At 60.2% G+C, this 18,020-nt stretch carries 18 protein-coding genes; 9 read left to right on the plus strand and 9 right to left on the minus strand.

Features of this window, described 5'->3' with window-relative positions:
- The first annotated feature begins 154 nt into the window (after nt 1-154).
- The gene (locus D8U69_RS28355; protein WP_130908603.1) at nt 155-3,001 is read left to right on the plus strand and encodes a class I adenylate cyclase; all 2,847 of its coding nucleotides are present in this window, start codon (nt 155-157) and stop codon (nt 2,999-3,001) included.
- A gap of 7 nt (nt 3,002-3,008) precedes the next feature.
- On the opposite strand, the gene rnk is transcribed toward D8U69_RS28355, so the two are convergent.
- The 3 genes from rnk to cyaY all read right to left on the minus strand — a co-directional run bounded on the left by rnk (nt 3,009) and on the right by cyaY (nt 4,230).
- Nucleotides 3,009-3,419, minus strand: coding sequence for a nucleoside diphosphate kinase regulator (gene rnk, locus D8U69_RS28360; RefSeq protein WP_056854122.1), 411 nt, complete (start codon nt 3,417-3,419; stop codon nt 3,009-3,011).
- A gap of 255 nt (nt 3,420-3,674) precedes the next feature.
- The gene (locus D8U69_RS28370) at nt 3,675-3,893 is read right to left on the minus strand and encodes a DUF1289 domain-containing protein (RefSeq protein ID WP_082557569.1); all 219 of its coding nucleotides are present in this window, start codon (nt 3,891-3,893) and stop codon (nt 3,675-3,677) included.
- A gap of 4 nt (nt 3,894-3,897) precedes the next feature.
- Nucleotides 3,898-4,230, minus strand: a complete 333-nt coding sequence (cyaY, locus tag D8U69_RS28375; RefSeq protein ID WP_056854123.1) for an iron donor protein CyaY — start codon at nt 4,228-4,230, stop codon at nt 3,898-3,900.
- 280 nt (nt 4,231-4,510) lie between these two features.
- Between cyaY and D8U69_RS28380 the strand changes: the two genes are divergently transcribed.
- From D8U69_RS28380 to D8U69_RS28405, 6 genes are read left to right on the plus strand one after another with little or no spacing between them, the layout of a single operon-like run.
- Nucleotides 4,511-4,684 (plus strand): lipoprotein, encoded by a 174-nt coding sequence (locus D8U69_RS28380; protein WP_082557570.1) that lies wholly within the window; start codon nt 4,511-4,513, stop codon nt 4,682-4,684.
- A 9-nt stretch (nt 4,685-4,693) separates the two neighbouring features.
- Complete coding sequence (lysA, locus tag D8U69_RS28385) at nt 4,694-5,941, plus strand: diaminopimelate decarboxylase (protein WP_056854124.1); 1,248 nt, start codon at nt 4,694-4,696, stop codon at nt 5,939-5,941.
- A gap of 3 nt (nt 5,942-5,944) precedes the next feature.
- Nucleotides 5,945-6,775: a diaminopimelate epimerase gene (gene dapF / locus D8U69_RS28390; protein WP_056854125.1), complete on the plus strand. Its 831-nt coding sequence runs from the start codon at nt 5,945-5,947 to the stop codon at nt 6,773-6,775.
- A 13-nt stretch (nt 6,776-6,788) separates the two neighbouring features.
- Nucleotides 6,789-7,514 (plus strand): DUF484 family protein, encoded by a 726-nt coding sequence (locus D8U69_RS28395; protein ID WP_130903813.1) that lies wholly within the window; start codon nt 6,789-6,791, stop codon nt 7,512-7,514.
- 2 nt (nt 7,515-7,516) lie between these two features.
- On the plus strand, nt 7,517-8,416 hold the full coding sequence (xerC, locus tag D8U69_RS28400; protein ID WP_056854127.1) for a tyrosine recombinase XerC: 900 nt from the start codon (nt 7,517-7,519) through the stop codon (nt 8,414-8,416).
- Entirely contained in the window at nt 8,413-9,120 is a 708-nt protein-coding gene (locus D8U69_RS28405) for an HAD-IA family hydrolase (protein ID WP_056854128.1), read from the plus strand. The genes xerC and D8U69_RS28405 overlap by 4 nt, the downstream gene beginning before the upstream one ends.
- Nucleotides 9,121-9,319: 199 nt before the next feature.
- Here D8U69_RS28405 and sutA read toward each other — a convergent pair whose 3' ends face one another.
- From sutA to glnK, 4 genes are all read right to left on the minus strand, one after another.
- Nucleotides 9,320-9,643, minus strand: a complete 324-nt coding sequence (gene sutA, locus D8U69_RS28410; RefSeq protein WP_034147693.1) for a transcriptional regulator SutA — start codon at nt 9,641-9,643, stop codon at nt 9,320-9,322.
- Between the two features lie 101 nt (nt 9,644-9,744).
- Nucleotides 9,745-10,170, minus strand: coding sequence for a secondary thiamine-phosphate synthase enzyme YjbQ (locus D8U69_RS28415; protein WP_056854129.1), 426 nt, complete (start codon nt 10,168-10,170; stop codon nt 9,745-9,747).
- A 215-nt stretch (nt 10,171-10,385) separates the two neighbouring features.
- Nucleotides 10,386-11,723 carry an ammonium transporter gene (locus D8U69_RS28420; RefSeq protein WP_130908605.1) on the minus strand — a complete coding sequence of 446 codons (1,338 nt, stop codon included), beginning with the start codon at nt 11,721-11,723 and terminating at the stop codon, nt 10,386-10,388.
- A gap of 35 nt (nt 11,724-11,758) precedes the next feature.
- Nucleotides 11,759-12,097, minus strand: coding sequence for a P-II family nitrogen regulator (gene glnK / locus D8U69_RS28425; protein WP_002555808.1), 339 nt, complete (start codon nt 12,095-12,097; stop codon nt 11,759-11,761).
- 420 nt (nt 12,098-12,517) lie between these two features.
- On the opposite strand from glnK, the gene D8U69_RS28430 reads away from it, so the two are divergent.
- Complete coding sequence (locus D8U69_RS28430) at nt 12,518-12,778, plus strand: accessory factor UbiK family protein (RefSeq protein ID WP_130903811.1); 261 nt, start codon at nt 12,518-12,520, stop codon at nt 12,776-12,778.
- A gap of 233 nt (nt 12,779-13,011) precedes the next feature.
- Nucleotides 13,012-14,505, plus strand: coding sequence for a YifB family Mg chelatase-like AAA ATPase (locus D8U69_RS28435; RefSeq protein WP_056854139.1), 1,494 nt, complete (start codon nt 13,012-13,014; stop codon nt 14,503-14,505).
- Here D8U69_RS28435 and D8U69_RS28440 read toward each other — a convergent pair.
- Both D8U69_RS28440 and D8U69_RS28445 read right to left on the minus strand, forming a co-directional pair.
- Nucleotides 14,502-15,716 (minus strand): aldose 1-epimerase family protein, encoded by a 1,215-nt coding sequence (locus tag D8U69_RS28440; protein WP_130903810.1) that lies wholly within the window; start codon nt 15,714-15,716, stop codon nt 14,502-14,504. The genes D8U69_RS28435 and D8U69_RS28440 overlap by 4 nt on opposite strands.
- Before the next feature lie 195 nt (nt 15,717-15,911).
- Entirely contained in the window at nt 15,912-17,888 is a 1,977-nt protein-coding gene (locus tag D8U69_RS28445) for a methyl-accepting chemotaxis protein (RefSeq protein ID WP_130903809.1), read from the minus strand.
- Between the last annotated feature and the right edge of the window lie 132 nt (nt 17,889-18,020).

Raw genomic sequence — 18,020 nt, forward strand, 5'->3', positions numbered from 1 at the left:
GCCGGGTTGCCCGTTTCTGCCGAGCGCTGTCGCCAGGCGATAGAAATCTGACGTCAAAAAACAAATTCAGCTTAAAAATCCCGTGGCCGAGGCGCTAAACTGCCCCTCACCCGAGAGCCCCACACCCGAGCCCCGCGAGCCGGTTTGAGCTGACATGACCCGCACCCATGAAATCCGCCCCGATCTGGAAGAGGGAATCGACCGAAAGGTTCTCAGCCAGCTGCGCGCACGTTTTCTGAAGCTCAATGACGGCCGCCTGGCCCGTGCCATAGAAGGCTTGTCCACTCGCCAGCAATTGGTATTGAGCCTCTTGCCGTTGTTCTTCCACGTCAATCATCCACTGTTGCCAGGCTACGTTTCCGGCAACACGCCGGCCGGCGTGTCGAATTACGAGCCGGACACCCACGTCCTGGCCGAAGCCCAGCGCCTGACCCGATCGTTTTCCTACAAGCCGCGCCACGGCAGTAATCCGCCCAGGCCGATTCACGGATTGTTTCTGATGGGCAGCCTCGGCACGCTGGCCCAGGCGGATCAGAGTGATATGGACGTGTGGGTGTGCCACAGCCCGGACTTGACCGAAAACGAGCTCGCCGAGCTGCGCAAGAAATGCCAACTGCTTGAAGCCTGGGCGGCGAGCCAGGGTGCGGAGGCGCATTTCTTTCTGATTGATCCGGTTCGTTTCGTTCGCGGCGAGCGCGATACACAGCTGAGTTCGGAAGACTGCGGCACCACCCAGCACTATCTGCTGCTCGACGAGTTCTATCGCACTGCCATCTGGCTGGCAGGACGCACACCGATCTGGTGGCTGGTGCCGGTCTACGAAGAGGCGAGTTACGACCGCTACACTCACACGCTGCTCTCCAAGCGCTTCATCCGCGCCGACGAAAGCCTGGACTTGGGGCATCTGGCCTTTATTCCACCCGGCGAGTTTGTTGGCGCCGGCCTGTGGCAGCTGTTCAAGGGCATCGAGTCGCCGTACAAATCGGTGCTCAAGCTGCTGCTGACCGAGGTTTACGCCAGCGAACACCCCAGGGTCCAGTGCCTGAGCCTGCGCTTCAAGCAAGCGGTGTTCGCCAATCAGCTCGATCTCGATGAGCTGGATCCATATGTCGTGGTTTACCGGCGCATCGAAGAATATCTCGTCGCCCGAAATGAACCGGAACGCCTGGAACTGGTGCGTCGCGCGCTGTACCTGAAGGTCAACCGCAAACTGACCGGCAGCGGCGGCCGTACCCAGGGCTGGCAACGCTCGCTGCTTGAACGCCTGGCCCATGAATGGAAGTGGGACCAGCGACAACTGGCGCTGCTCGACAGCCGCAGCCAGTGGAAAGTCAGGCAAGTTGGATCGGAGCGCCGCGCCCTGGTCAACGAACTGAACTACAGCTACCGCTTCCTGAACCAGTTCGCCCGCAACGAACAAACCGTCAGTCTGATCAACAAACGCGACTTGAGCGTGCTCGGCCGTCGTCTCTACGCGGCGTTCGAGCGCAAGGCCGACAAGGTCGAGTTCATCAATCCGGGCATTGCCCCCGACCTGGCCGAAGACACCCTGACGCTGGTGCACTCGCCCGACAAGAAAGAATCCGGACAAAGCCAATGGGGTTTGTACAACGGCAGCCTCAATGCCCTCGAATGGGAGCATTTCGCGCCGATCAAGCGCAGCCGCCATCTGCTTGAATTGCTCACTTGGTGCCACCGCAACGGCGTGATCGACAGCAGTACGCGCCTCGCCTTGCACCCCGGCAGCAGCGATATGAGCGAATTCGAGCTGTTCAATCTGCTCGGCAGCCTGCAACAAAGCATTCCCTTGCCACTGCCAACCGTTGCCGAAGAGCCTTTGCTGCGCGCCAGCGTGCCCAGCGAAGTGCTGATTCTGGTGAACGTCGGGGTCGATCCGCTAAAGCATCACCGCGACTTGAACATCCTGATGACTACCGAGCGCACCGACTCACTGAGCTATGCAGGGGTCCGCGAAAATCTGGTGTTGACCCTTGACCAGGTCACGCTCAACAGCTGGAACGAAGTGCTGGTCAATCGTTACGACGGCCCTCACGCCCTGCTCGACTGCCTGCGCGATTACCTCAACAACCTGCCGGATGGTCCGTTGCAGCCAACGTTGCGCGTACGTTGTTTTTGCCATAACCGCGCGCAGTTCATTGCCCAGCGCGTCGAGGACATTCTCGACACCGCGCAGAACTTGCTGCTCAGCCAACTCAATTTGCGCTACCTGATCCAGGTCCAGCAGCATTACCACGTTCTGGAGCTGGTGCCTGGCAAGGTTAAACATGCCGCCCTCACATCGATGCCGGCCCTGTTCGAATACCTGGCACAGGAGCAATCCGGTTACAGCCCGCTGCAGCTGGACCCGATGGCGCTGCAAGACCATGATCTGTCACTGCTGCTGCCCATGGGCCAGCCTGACAGCATTCAGGTGTTCTACCGGGTGAATGAAGGCTTGGCTGATCTGTACGTCCTCGATGAATTCAATGCCATGTGGCATCAGCGGTTGCCCTGGCATGACGAGCAGAGCCTGCTGGTGCCCTTGCAACGGTTTTTGCTGTCGATCCAGTACCGGCGCGACGCTGCACTGCCGATGGATTCGGCGCAACCGAAGAACCCGGACATCCTTTACTTCCAACTCTTGCCCCACGGCCAGGGTCGGGCGCGCCGGGTCGAAGCCCGGCCAGCACCGCAAACCCCGGCCAACAAACCGTTCTATGACGTACAGGCGATCGTCGGCAAAGCCGCACCGGGCGAGGTGCAGGTCACGCTGTATTGCAATCAACGGGAGTTTTCAGAGCTGGAATACGGCGACCAGCTGTTCAGCGTGGTCGCCCGGGAAATCGTCGAGCAGCGCCGCGAGAGCGAACGGTACCGTTGCTACATCACCGACCTGGATCTGGCGGGCCTGCTCGGTGATGGTCACGGCTCAAGCAATCTTTATTTGCGCTACAAGGCCGACCTGGAGCGTGCATTGAACGCCGCGCTCGAGCAGGTCTGAGACGCGGTCAGATGTTGTAATCGCCACCGTTGGCCGGTTGCGATTCGACTTCCAGCAAGGTCAGCTTCAATGTCTTGCCGCCCGGTGCCGGCCAGTCGATATGTTGACCGACCTTCAACCCCAGCAGCGCACTGCCGACCGGCGCCAGGATAGAGATTTTGCCTTCGTCGGCATTGGCATCCTTCGGGTACACCAAGGTCAGGTGGTAATCCTTGCCACTGCTTTCTTCGCGGCAGTGCACACGGGAGTTCATGGTCACGACATCGGCGGGCACTTCATCGTGGCCGACCACGGTATCGGCGCGATCCAGTTCGGTTTGCAACGCGATAACGCCCGGCAGCGTGTCATCCAGGCTGTCGATCAGACGCTCCAGACGCTGAACGTCCAGACGGGTAAGGGTGATGGAAGGTGCGGTCATGATCAGGGCAGACTCCTTTCTTCTGCACGAAAAAAGCAAAACCCCGCCAGAAGAAGGCGGGGTTTTCACGAGCCTCGATGGGTTGAGGCGTACCCGGACACTATCACAGCTCAAAAAATATACAAGCTGGGCGATCCGGCTTCCGTGCGGTCCATTGTGGCGAGGGAGCTTGCTCCCGCTGGGAGCAAAGCGCCCCCAAAAGCGTGCGGCTGCTTCGCAACCGAGCGGGAGCAAGCTCCCTCGCCACAACAGCCTTTATCCCGAGGATTTGCGGTGAGCAGCCTCGGCGCAAATCACCCGCCGGCGCTGATCATCCGCCGAGCGCCATTCACGGATGTCTTCGACATGGCGAAAGCAGCCCAGGCAGACTTTTTGCTCATCCAGACGGCACACACCGCTGCACGGCGACGGCACCGCTGGGCTGACATTGCTGTAGAGCGGCTTTGGCGGACGGACGGGCGCTGGCTGTGTCACGCGTTTACAGACCTTCGAAATCGAGTTCGACGTCTGCCTGCGCCTTGACGATGCGCTCAAGCATTTCACCCAGTTGCTCCTCGCTCTTGTCGCACATCCAGCGCTCGCTCTCTTCGTCGTAGTCGAAGTGGAAACCACCGGAAACAGCCGCCAGCCACAACTGACGCAGCGGCTCCTGGCGGCTGAAGATCAGCTGAGTGCCATTCTCGAACTTGACGGTCAGCACACCGGCCGAGCTCTCCAGATCGATATCCAGATCGCTTTCGTCAAAGATGTCTTCCAGCTTTTCCTGGGTTTCATCGACCAGATCGTGAAAACGGGCTTCGGACAAACTCATTGCGGCAACCTCAAAAATTGTCTGATCAGGCTCAAGCGCCGCAAGATACGGGCGAGCCCTGTCGATTGCAAAGGATAACGACCAAGCGATGCCATAGGTACATCAAACACTGTTCCTGTGGGAGCAAGCTCCCTCGCCACACAAGCCCTCTCCCACAATGCATTCACACGACTTGCCTGCAGCAAGCCAAGCCCCGCCGGACGGGAGCCCCCTCGCATAGGCAAGCTGCCGGGTGGCCGGTATACTCCGGCGCAATTAATGCATTTTCAAGGATTTCGCCATGAAGCGCCTGATCTCTTCCCTTGCCGCGCTCCTCGCGGTCGCCTGCCTCGTGTCGGCCTGTGGTCAAAAAGGCCCGCTGTACCTGCCGGACGATAGCCAGGACCCTGCAGAGCAGGCACAGTCCTCGCAAAAGCAGCCGTCCAAGTCGCACAAGCACGACGTCTACCAATAAGGGAACCTCATGGACGCTTTTAACTACCGTGACGGTGAACTGTTCGCGGAAGGTGTTGCCCTGTCTGCCATCGCAGAGCGCTTCGGTACACCGACCTACGTTTACTCGCGCGCGCACATCGAAGCCCAATACCTGGCGTACGCCGATGCATTGGCAGGCATGCCGCACCTGGTGTGCTTTGCGGTCAAGGCCAACTCCAACCTGGGCGTACTGAATGTCCTGGCGCGTCTGGGCGCCGGTTTCGACATCGTTTCCCGTGGCGAACTGGAACGCGTACTGGCTGCCGGCGGCAGTGCCGACAAGATCGTGTTCTCCGGCGTCGGCAAGACCCGTGACGACATGCGTCGCGCCCTGGAAGTCGGCGTGCACTGCTTCAACGTCGAATCCACCGACGAGCTGGAACGTCTGCAGATCGTCGCCGCCGAGCTGGGCGTTCGCGCGCCGATTTCGCTGCGCGTCAACCCGGACGTCGATGCCGGCACCCACCCGTACATTTCCACCGGCCTCAAAGAGAACAAGTTCGGCATCGCCATCGCCGACGCTGAAGACGTCTACGTGCGTGCCGCGCAACTGCCAAACCTGGAAGTGGTCGGCGTCGATTGCCACATCGGCTCGCAACTGACCACCCTGCCGCCATTCATCGACGCCCTCGACCGCCTCCTGGGCCTGGTCGACCGTCTCGGCGATTGCGGCATCTACCTGCGCCACATCGATCTCGGTGGTGGCCTGGGCGTGCGTTATCGCGATGAAGAGCCGCCATTGGCTGCCGACTACATCAAGGCCGTGCGTGAGCGTCTCGACGGTCGCGACCTGGCGCTGGTGTTCGAGCCGGGCCGCTTCATCGTCGCCAACGCCGGCGTGCTGCTGACTCAGGTCGAGTACCTCAAGCACACCGAGCACAAAGACTTCGCCATCGTCGACGCCGCCATGAACGACCTGATCCGCCCGGCGTTGTATCAGGCCTGGATGGACGTCACCGCCGTGCGCCCGCGTACCACCGCTGCCCGCGCCTACGACATCGTCGGCCCGATCTGCGAGACCGGCGACTTCCTGGCCAAAGAGCGTGAACTGGCCCTGGAAGAAGGCGACCTGCTGGCCGTGCACTCGGCCGGCGCCTATGGGTTTGTCATGAGTTCGAACTACAACACCCGCGGCCGCGCCGCTGAAGTGTTGGTGGACGGTGATCAGGCATTTGAAGTGCGTCGCCGTGAAACGGTAGCCGAGTTGTTTGCTGGCGAAAGCCTGCTGCCGGAGTAAGCCATGCTGCTGCGTTTTACCAAAATGCACGGCCTGGGCAATGACTTCATGGTCCTCGACCTGGTCAGCCAGCACGCGCATATTCTGCCCAAGCACGCCAAGCAATGGGGTGATCGGCACACCGGCATCGGCTTCGATCAATTGCTGATCGTTGAAGCACCGAGCAACCCGGATGTGGATTTCCGCTATCGGATCTTCAACTCCGATGGTTCCGAAGTGGAGCAATGCGGCAACGGTGCGCGCTGTTTCGCCCGCTTCGTTCTCGACAAGCGCCTGACCGCCAAGCGGCAGATTCGCGTCGAGACCAAAAGCGGCATCATCGAGCTGGACGTTCGCAGTGACGGCCAGATCGGCGTGAACATGGGCGCCCCGCGCCTGGTACCGGCCGATATCCCGTTCCAGGCATCGGAACAGGCGACGAGTTATCAGGTTGACGTCGATGGTACGCCAGTGGAGCTGGCTGCCGTGTCGATGGGAAATCCCCATGCCGTCGTGCGGGTCAGCGATATCAACAATGCACCGGTGCATGAACTGGGGCCGAAAATCGAACATCACCCGCGCTTCCCGGCGCGGGTCAACGTCGGTTTTCTCCAGGTCATCGACCGGGGCCGAGCGCAGTTGCGCGTATGGGAACGCGGGGCCGGGGAAACCCAGGCCTGCGGTACCGGCGCCTGTGCCGCTGCAGTAGCGGCGATCAGCCAGGGGTGGATGGATTCGCCGCTGTTGATCGACCTGCCGGGTGGGCGGCTGTCCATCGAGTGGGCAGGCCCTGGCCAACCGGTGCTGATGACCGGCCCGGCAGTCCGCGTATACGAAGGACAAGTACGTCTTTGAGTGAGCCAACGTCATGACCGATAAGCCTCAGGTACCCGCCCGACAGTCCGACGAAACGCCGTCCGAGAGCCTGGAGGCGGCGGCGATTGCCGCGTACCTGGAGGCTCACCCGGACTTCTTCGTCGAGCACGAAGAACTGCTGCCGGCAATGCGCATTCCCCATCGGCGCGGCGACACCGTGTCCCTGGTGGAGCGGCAGATGACCATCCTGCGCGATCGCAACATCGAACTGCGCCATCGTCTTTCGCATTTGATGGATGTGGCCCGCGACAACGATCGACTCTTCGACAAGACCCGCCGCCTGATTCTCGCGCTGATGGACGCCACCAGCCTGGAAGATGTGGTGATCTGCGTCGAAGACAGCCTGCGCCAGGATTTCCAGGTGCCCTTCGTCAGTCTGATCCTGCTTGGCGACAACGCCATGCCGGTGGGCCGCTGGGTCACCCACGCCGAGGCACAGGTGGCCATCGGCGGCCTGTTGCTGGAAGATAAAAGCGTCAGCGGCAGTCTGCGTGAACATGAGCTGGACTTTCTGTTCGGCGAAGAACAGCGCAAGCAGATTGGCTCCACTGCCGTCGTCGCCATCAGCCATCAAGGCATCCACGGCATCCTGGCCATCGCCAGCCGTGATCCGCAGCACTACAAAAGTTCGGTGGGCACGTTGTTCCTCAGCTACATCGCCGAAGTGATGGGCCGCGTGCTGCCACGGGTCAACAGCTCCCTGCGCTCGGTACGCTGAACATGGAACGGCAACTGGACGCTTACTGCGAACACCTGCGCAGTGAGCGGCAGGTGTCGCCGCACACGCTGTCGGCTTATCGCCGCGACCTCGATAAGGTGCTGGGCTGGTGCGTCAAACAGAATATCGGCAGCTGGGCAGCGCTGGATATCCAGCGCTTGCGCAGCCTGATCGCCCGTCTGCATGCCCAGGGCCAATCCTCGCGCAGCCTGGCGCGCCTGCTTTCAGCCGTGCGCGGGCTCTATCATTATCTGAACCGCGAAGGCCTGTGCGACCACGACCCGGCCAATGGCCTGGCACCGCCCAAGGGCGAGCGACGCCTGCCGAAAACCCTCGACACCGACCGCGCGTTGCAATTGCTTGAAGGGGGTGTGGAGGATGACTTTCTCGCGCGTCGCGATCAGGCGATTCTCGAACTCTTCTACTCTTCCGGGTTACGCCTGTCGGAGCTGACCGGGCTCAATCTTGAGCAGCTCGACCTTGCCGACGGCATGGTCCAGGTGCTCGGCAAAGGCAGCAAGACACGGCTATTGCCGGTGGGCCAGAAGGCTCGCGAGGCATTGGAACAGTGGTTGCCCTTGCGCGCACTGGCCAACCCGGCAGATGACGCGGTATTTATCAGCCAGCAAGGCCGACGTCTCGGCCCCCGGGCGATACAGGTGCGGGTCAAAGCGGCCGGTGAACGTGAACTGGGGCAAAACCTGCACCCGCACATGCTGCGGCACTCCTTTGCCAGCCATTTGCTGGAGTCCTCCCAGGACCTGCGGGCGGTGCAGGAACTGCTCGGCCATTCGGACATCAAGACCACGCAAATCTACACCCACCTGGACTTCCAGCACCTGGCCACGGTCTACGACAGCGCCCATCCACGGGCCAAACGCATGAAAGGCGATGATTCATGAGTATTCAGTTGATCACCTTCGACCTCGACGACACCCTGTGGGACACGGCCCCGGTGATCGTCAGCGCCGAAGCCGTTTTGCGTGAATGGCTGACCGAGCACGCGCCCAATCTGGGTGCGGTGCCGGTGGAGCATTTGTGGGCCATTCGCGAACGCATTCTGAGCAGCGAGCCGGGACTCAAGCATCGGATCAGCGCCTTGCGTCGGCGCGTCTTGTTCCAGGCGCTGGAAGAGTCCGGATACACCCACGCAGAAGCCTCGGATCTGGCGGACAAGAGTTTTGAAGTGTTCTTGCACGCCCGGCATCAGATCGAGGTATTTCCCGAAGTCGAACCCACCCTGGAAATCCTCGCCAACCATTACGCCCTCGGCGTGGTCACCAACGGCAACGCCGATGTGCGTCGGCTAGGCCTGGCGGACTACTTCAAATTTGCGCTATGCGCCGAAGATATCGGCATCGCCAAACCTGACGCGCGCTTGTTCCATGAAGCTCTGCAGCGCGGTGGTGCAGTGCCGGAATCGGCGGTGCATATCGGTGATCATCCGGGCGACGACATTGCCGGTGCACAACAGGCTGGATTGCGGGCAATCTGGTTCAACCCGGCGGGCAAGGACTGGGAGGCCGAGCGTCTGCCGGATGCCGAGATTCGCAGCCTGACCGAGTTGCCGGCGTTGCTCGCTCGCTGGAACACCACCTGCGCCTGACACAATCCTCATTCTTTGTGGCGAGGGAGCTTGCTCCCGCTCGGCTGCGAAGCAGTCGCACAACATTTGGAGGTCGCTACGCTACCCAGCGGGAGCAAGCTCCCTCGCCACAATGAACGCGTCGCAACATCCCTGTTTTTTTTCAGACATGAAAAAGCCCGCGGCGACGGCGGGCTTTTTCAGCAAGCGCGAAGCAGGCTCAGATAGGCCGGCTGCCGTACTTGTTGTCTGGCTTCTTGGGCGGATCGGCGACCACGTTGGCCTCCACTTCCTGCACCTTGCCACCACGCGCAAGGAACTCTTCCATGGCCTTGGCCAGGGCATCGCGCTCCTTGTTCTTGGCTTCGACACTCGGCAGTTCATCAACCGATACCGCGGCCTTGGCCTTGCCTTTGGCAGTCGGCGCGGGCGCATCACCGCCGTCGTCGTCAGCAACGTCTTCCGCTGCTGCTTCCAGGCCTTCTTCGGCCTCGTCTTCGTCGCCTACTTCGAGGTCGTCGTTTTCCAGATCATCGTCGCTCATGTTCTACCTCATGACTTGCGAAAAGCAGATTAGTTATAGCCCAGCTTTGCCCTCTGTCGAAGGCTGCCGGAAAAAAATCAACAGCCGCTGCTGACCAGCGGTTATGCCCCATCACCGTACAAGGTGGCGAGGACTTTACGAGCACCGCCATGATCACGGTGCTCGCCCAGATAAACACCTTGCCAGGTCCCTAACGCCAATCGGCCTGCCGAGATCGGCAAACTGAGCTGACAGCCAAGTACGCTGGCCTTGAAGTGCGCCGGGAGGTCGTCCAGGCCTTCGTCGTTATGCTCATAGCCGTCTGTTCCTTGTGGGATCAGACGATTGAAAAATCGTTCGAAGTCGCGACGTACCGCCGGATCGGCGTTCTCGTTGATGGTCAACGACGCCGAGGTATGCTGCAGCCACAAATGCAACAGACCGACCCGACACGCCTTGAGTTCAGGCAAGCCGGCGAGTAACTCGTCCGTTACCAGATGAAAGCCCCGGGGCCTTGCCCGCAGGGTTATCAGAGTCTGTTGCCACATACAGTTCTCCGCACGTTCGGGGCGCATTCTAGCGCGCTCTGGGAAAAAACAAAGGCCCTAATAATCCTCCAGTCATGTAAGCCATCGACGGTACAAAAACACGTGTCGTAAACACCGCCAAAGCTGTAAGAAAAAACCTTTCAGCGCTTACTTCAATGACAAATTGCAGACAAAAAAATGCCCGGCAAGCCGGGCAAGTTTTTCAATGCGCGTGCTTACAAGTTGTAGCCGCGTTCGTTGTGAAGCGCCAGATCGATGCCGACAGCCTCTTCTTCTTCGGTGATACGCAGGCCCATGACGGCGTCGAGTACCTTGAGAATGATAAAAGTGACGATCGCGGTGTAGATCACCGTGAAGCCCACGCCTTTGCACTGAATCCACACTTGTGCGGCGATGTCGGTCACGGTGCCGAAGCCACCCAGCGACGGTGCAGCGAACACACCGGTCAGGATCGCGCCGAGGATACCGCCGATACCATGCACGCCAAAGGCGTCGAGGGAATCGTCATAACCGAGTTTGCGTTTCAGGGTGGTGGCGCAGAAGAAGCACACCACGCCTGCAGCCAGACCGATCACCAGTGCGCCCATTGGGCCAACGGTGCCCGCGGCCGGAGTGATGGCAACCAGGCCGGCAACCACACCCGAGGCGATGCCCAATGCGCTTGGTTTGCCGTGGGTGATCCACTCGGCGAACATCCAGCCCAGTGCGGCAGCGGCGGTGGCGATCTGGGTCACCAGCATCGCCATGCCGGCAGTGCCGTTGGCCGCAGCGGCGGAACCGGCGTTGAAACCGAACCAGCCGATCCACAGCATGGCCGCGCCCATCAGGGTGTAACCGAGGTTGTGCGGCGCCATCGGGGTGGTCGGGAAGCCTTTGCGCTTGCCCAGTACCAGGCAGGCGATCAGACCGGCCACACCGGCGTTGATGTGCACCACGGTGCCGCCAGCGAAGTCGAGCACGCCCCAGTCCCACATCAGGCCGCCGTTACCGGACCAGACCATGTGCGCGATCGGTGCGTAAACCAGAGTGAACCAGATGCCCATGAAGACCAGCATGGCGGAGAACTTCATCCGCTCGGCGAAAGCACCGACGATCAACGCTGGGGTAATGATGGCGAAAGTCATCTGGAAGGTGATGAAGACCGCCTCGGGGAACAGCGCCGCGGGACCGGTCAGGCTCGAAGGCGTGACACCGGCGAGGAACGCCTTGCCCATGCCGCCGAAGAACGAGTTGAAGTTGACGACGCCCTGCTCCATGCCGGTGGTGTCGAACGCGATGCTGTAGCCATAAATGACCCACAGGACGCTGATCAGACCGGTAATGGCGAAGCACTGCATCATCACGGAAAGAATGTTTTTCGACCGAACCATGCCGCCGTAGAACAGCGCGAGGCCGGGAATGGTCATGAACAGCACGAGGGCTGTCGAGGTCATCATCCAGGCGGTGTCGCCGGAGTTGAGGACTGGGGCTGCCACTTCGTCTGCCGCCATGGCCAGGCCGGGCATTACGAGGGACAACAGGGCTCCTAGCCCTGCGATTTTACGCAGAGTCATATTGTTTTCTCCTGGGGCGTTGGGTTTGTGGCGGCTTAGATTGCGTCGGTATCGGTTTCGCCGGTACGGATGCGAATCGCCTGTTCCAGATTGACCACGAAGATCTTGCCGTCACCGATCTTGCCGGTGTTGGCGGCCTTGGTTATCGCTTCGATAACCCGGTCGAGATCCTTGTCGTCAATGGCGACATCAATCTTCACCTTTGGCAGGAAATCGACCACGTACTCCGCGCCACGATACAGCTCGGTGTGACCCTTCTGCCGACCGAAGCCTTTGACTTCAGTAACGGTAATGCCCTGCACGCCGATCTCGGACAACGACTCGCGCACGTCGTCCAACTTGAACGGCTTGATGATGGCAGTGACTAGCTTCATGAAAACTCTCTCCCGAATTGGTGGACTTGCCCCAGGAAAACAAACCCGTCTCAAGTCTAAGCGCAGTGCCTGGCTTTGTAACGCATCGTCGGCTCTGACTTGCCCGTCCGACGCCAGTTAACCGCTCCTTGCGAAACACTTCCCCGTTTCGCCTGGCGCACTGCATTCGTCACAGCGACTGCATCAGTGCATGGGTCACTAGCGTCTAAGCAGAAAGCTTGCCATCTCCGCAAAATCCTCTGTTTTCAAGCCCTTGCTCGCAGATGACCAGATCATCACCACAATGCCCGACGCGATACGCACAACAACGGTGCGATGCCGTCCGTCCGCATGCGCGAAAAGCGTGCATCCATTGCCCACGAAAATGACTATAGACACTGCGTGATACACTGCCTGCCATTGTTATCAGGACCTCTTCCCATGCTCGCGCCCAAAGACTTCCTCGACGCCCTGACCGGCACCGCCTCCCGCCTCTTCAGTGGCGACACGCCTCTGCCGAAAGCTGAAATCGAAAGTCAGTTCAAAATGTTGCTGCAGAGCGGCTTCAGCAAACTGGATCTGGTGAGTCGCGAAGAGTTTGATAGCCAGATGGTGGTGCTGGCGCGCACGCGGGCACGGTTGGAAGCGCTTGAAGCGAAGGTTGCGGAACTGGAAGCGAGGCTCACTCCTCCAGCCGAGTGACGCCGCAAGCCCTGTAAGAGCGAGCCTGCTCGCGATTGAAGGTCGGAACAACCTTCCGCTTCGCTTGCAGGAGCTGCTGCAGGCTCCGATCTATTGATCCCAAACCCGGCATCCCAGAATGGCTCGCAACATCCCGTGAAATTTTGCCTTCACTCCCGCCACGCGAAACTCTCATCTCCTGACTACCCTTGAAGAACCGCAGGAAGCGGCCCCTGTACATTTCAAGGAACACCATGTCCCTCTCCATCGTCCACAGTCGCGCCCAGATTGGCGTGGAAGCCCCCGCTGTCACCGTCGAAGTCCATCTGGCCAATGGCTTGCCCTCCCTGACCATGGTCGGGCTGCCCGAGGCGGCGGTGAAGGAGAGCAAGGATCGGGTGCGCAGCGCGATCATCAATTCCGGGCTGCAGTTTCCGGCGCGGCGGATCACCTTGAATCTGGCTCCGGCGGATCTGCCCAAGGATGGCGGGCGGTTTGATCTGGCGATTGCTTTGGGGATTCTGTCGGCGAGTGTGCAGGTGCCATGTCTGACACTGGACGAGGTGGAATGCTTGGGCGAGTTGGCGTTGTCAGGAGCGGTACGGCCGGTACGCGGCGTGCTGCCGGCAGCACTGGCGGCGCGCAAGGCTGGTCGTGCGCTGGTGGTACCGCGAGCGAATGCCGAGGAGGCGTGTCTGGCCTCGGGGTTGAAGGTCTACGCCGTGGATCATTTGCTGGAAGCGGTGGCGCATTTCAACGGGCATACGCCGGTTGAGCCGTATGTGTCTGACGGGTTGATGCATGCCAGCAAGCCTTATCCCGACTTGAATGAAGTGCAGGGGCAACTGGCTGCCAAACGGGCATTGCTGATTGCTGCTGCGGGGGCGCATAACCTGTTGTTCAACGGGCCTCCGGGAACCGGTAAAACATTGTTGGCCAGCCGGTTGCCGGGGCTGCTGCCACCCCTGGCCGAGAGCGAGGCTTTGGAGGTGGCGGCAATTCAGTCAGTTGCCAGTGGCGCGCCGCTGACTCATTGGCCGCAGCGCCCATTCCGTCAACCGCACCACTCGGCATCGGGGCCAGCCTTGGTTGGTGGCAGCTCGAAACCGCAACCCGGCGAAATAACCCTGGCCCACCACGGCGTGCTTTTTCTGGACGAACTGCCGGAATTTGATCGCAAGGTATTGGAGGTATTACGCGAGCCGCTGGAGTCCGGGCATATCGTCATTGCCCGGGCCAAGGATCGCGTACGTTTTCCGGCACGCTTCCAGTTGGTAGCGGCGATGAATCCGTGCCCCTGCGGATATCTTGGCGAGCCGAGCGGCAAGTGTTCGTGCACGCCGGACATGGTGCAGCGCTATCGCAACAAGTTGTCAGGACCGCTGCTCGACCGAATCGATCTACACCTGACGGTGGCGCGTGAAGCGACGGCGTTGAACCCGCAGGTGAAGCCTGGAGAAGACAGCGCCAGTGCCGCTGCTTTGGTGGCAGAGGCTCGAGAACGACAGCAGAAACGCCAGGGTTGTGCCAACGCGTTTCTCGATCTGCCGGGGCTGAAGCGACACTGCCAGTTATCCACAGCTGATGAGAAATGGCTGGAGTCAGCCTGTGAACGGCTGACATTGTCGCTGCGTTCGGCGCATCGTTTACTCAAGGTCGCCCGGACACTGGCCGACCTTGAGCAAGTCGATACCATCAAACGTGAGCACCTTGCCGAAGCGCTGCAATACCGGCCAGCGACGCCTTAATGTTCGGTCAGGTCAACCAGCGGTGTCTGCCGCAATTCGGTTTCTCTCCCGGCCTGAATCTCGGTCACACGCTTCAAGGCGTTATCCACAGCGTCTTTGTCCGCGAGCAGGCTGTAGCTGATCTGAAACTGTTTGTGTTCCTTCGATGCAATGGTAGGCACCAGATTTAGCGGTCGCTGATAGCGACGGTTGTAGGAAAAACTGGTACCCGGTTCAAGGCCGGTGACATAGCCCTGCCCTTGGGTATCGGTGTTTTTCCAAAGGGAAAATACGGGCAACTGCTGGGTATTGAAGCCAACGGAAACACCGAGGCTTCCAGCCTGGTTGTGCAAAACAGTCAGGGTTTCGCCTTTGGCGTCAGCATAGGGCACGACGTTATAGACGGTTTCGTCGTAATCCTTGGTCGGCCCGCGATATGTATTCCAGTCCGCCAAATCGCCCTTGGCCTTGTCGTTGAAGGGCGAAACCTGTTTAACCGGCGCGGCAAAACGTGCGCCCTGCTCAAGGAACGGCCTACTGAAGTTGCTGTGGTAAAGCGTCTGGTATTCCTTTGGATAATCGCCGTTGTTGGTCAGCGTATCGTTGAGTACGAAACGCACGCTGCCGGGCTGGGTGACCAGTTCAGTGACAACCGAAAAGTCGACTTTCTTGAAGGCCTGCTCTTTCAGCTCGCCGCGAAGGCTGATGGCGTAGGGTGGTTTTTCGTCGATGTGCAGCGTGACGGTACTGGCCGGGATGTTGGCAGCGCGACCGTGCAACGTCAGCAGCTCACCATTGTCCATGCCGGGATGGCCGACCCATTCGTAACCGCAGCGGGTCACCAGTTCATTGAAGCCTTCCAGCCAGCCCAGACCACCGCGCCCGCTGAGTTCAATGAAGGCCGGGTTGACCACGTCCTTGACGGGCGAATCCCAACCCATGCGCACGTTGCCAACAGAGGCGTGCAGGACATTCATGCCCCGGGTCGGCACCACCGAGAGTTTCATTGTGCCGTTATCGATATCAACGATGCTGACACCTTCCTGCCGCCCACCGTGCAACGTGCGCAGGCTCACGGAAAAGGGTTTATCGGTTTTCACGCCAAGCTGCTCACTGGTGATGGTCCAGTTTTGCGCGGGCTTGTCAGCATCGAGAAGGACGTAGTCCCAGGCCATGGCGTGGGTAGCAGCGGACAGCGCGCCGAGGGCGACGGCAAGTTTAAGCGGGGACATGGCAGCAGCCTTTATTGGAGTTGTGCCATTTTTATAGCGCTGCGGAAACGTTTCAGCAAGTAAGAAAAACAGGTTTGACGCTGCGATAACTCAACAATCGACACTGATGCCTTCGCGAGCAGGCCCTCACCCTATCCTGTGTAATACGGACGGTGTGAGGGCGAGTTCGCACGCAAAGTCTATGTCAGCAACACCTCACCGAAACCGATCAACCTCGGAACGCAGATCCGCCGCCAGTTTCTCCAGCTCTTTGGCGGTCACTGCCAGATTGGCTACCACTTCACGCTGCTCACTGTTGGCCAACGCAATGCTCTGCAAATTGCTGCTGAGCAAGGTCGCGGTGCTGCTCTGCTCTTGGGTCGCCGTGGTGATCGCAGCGAATTGCTGACCGGCCGAGCGACTTTGTTCGTCGATGCGCGCCAATGCCGTAGCGACGTTGGCGTTACGCGACAAGCCTTCCTGCATCAGCACGTTGCCCTGCTCCATGGTGCTGATGGCATTGCCGGTTTCCTGCTGGATGCTCTGGATCATGCCGGAGATTTCGTCAGTCGCCTGGCGGGTACGGGATGCCAGGTTACGGACTTCGTCGGCCACCACGGCAAAGCCACGACCCTGCTCGCCGGCGCGGGCGGCTTCGATCGCCGCGTTCAGCGCCAGCAGGTTGGTCTGTTCGGCAATCGAGGTAATCACGCCGACGATGCCGCCGATTTCCTGGGAGCGCTGACCCAGGGTATTGATCACCGTTGCAGTGCTGTTCAACGCCCCGGCGATTTGCTCCAGAGACGAGGACGCTTCATCCATCGACGTGCGACCGATTTGCGTCTGTTGCGCATTTTCCTGAGCCAGACGCTGGGTGTTGCCCATGTTGTCGGCGATGTTCAGGGACGTGGCGCTGAATTCTTCGACGGCACCGGCCATGCTGGTGATCTCGCCCGACTGCTGCTCCATGCCTTCGTAGGCACCACCGGACAGCCCCGAGAGCGCCTGGGCACGACTGTTGACCTCTACCGAGGCCTTGCGGATGTGCTCGACCATCGTCGACAGCGCCTGGCTCATTTGGTTGAAGGCGCGGGCCAGTTGACCGATCTCGTCGTTGCTCGACACGTTCAAGCGCACGCTCAAATCACCGGCACCCAATGCTTCGGCCTGACGCACCAGATCACCCAACGGCGCGAGTTTGCTGCGCAATAACCAGACCGCCGAACCCACCGCAATCAGCATCGCCAGCAAACTGCCGATTGCCAACTGAATACCGACGCTCCAGGTCACGGCGCTGATTTCGGTTTTCGGCATGCTCGCCACCACCGACCACGGCCCCCCCTCGAACGGCACGGCGATGCTGTAGAAGTCTTCGGTCTTGTCGCTCCAGAACTCGCCTTTACCCGGGGTTTTCGCCAGCGCATTGATGGCCGGGACAGCCTGGTCCAGGGCTTCTACACCGGCAATCGGCACCAGCCATTTGTTTTGCTCATCCAGCAGCGCCAGCGAACCGGTCTGGCCGATGCGGAAGCGCTTGAGGTTTTCGAACTGGGCCTTCTGCGCATCGGTGTAATCAAAACCTACGTACAACACCGCGAACACCTTGCCGCTGCTGTCACGCAGCGGCGTGTACTGCGACATGTAAAAACGTTCAAAAAGCAGGGATCGACCGACGAAGCTCTGCCCCGCCATCAATCGAGCATAGGCCGGGTTCGCATGATCGAGCACCGTACCGATGGCGCGGCTGCCGTCCTGCTTGGTGACGTTGGTGCTGACGCGAATGAATTCTTCGCCGCTGCGCACGAACACCGTGGCCACACCCGCGGTCATCTGCTTGAACTCATCAACTTCCTTGAAGTTGTTGTTGAGCACTTCGCTTCCCAGATGCAGGCCAGGCGTCTGCGTGCCCGCCACATTCACCGGTTCATCCGGGTGCACGGTAAGGCCCGCGCTGAAGCGCTTCTCGAACAGCCCTGCCAGGCGTTGGGTGCTTTCGCGCAATGTACCGTGGAAAGTACTCAACTGATCGGCCAGCAACCGGGCCTCACTGGCCAAGTGCTCTTCGCGGGTCGCCAGGTTGGCCGTGTCCAGCGAACGCAGGGCGAACAAGGTACTGCCGGTGATGACAATGGCCAGTATCACGGCAAGCGCGAGACCAAGCTGTGAGGCGATCCGGGCACGAGGTTGAGACATGACAGCTCCTGGCCGAGCGACTGGATCATCCCGACCCCAATGCTCAGCAACATTTCTAATAATGGACAATATGTCGAACCTGCACGAAGGTCCTAACATGCAGATTTTCGGCGGCAAATCGAGATACTTGAG

It is taken from the genome of Pseudomonas sp. Sample_16 (assembly GCF_004307665.1).
Classification (GTDB): domain Bacteria; phylum Pseudomonadota; class Gammaproteobacteria; order Pseudomonadales; family Pseudomonadaceae; genus Aquipseudomonas.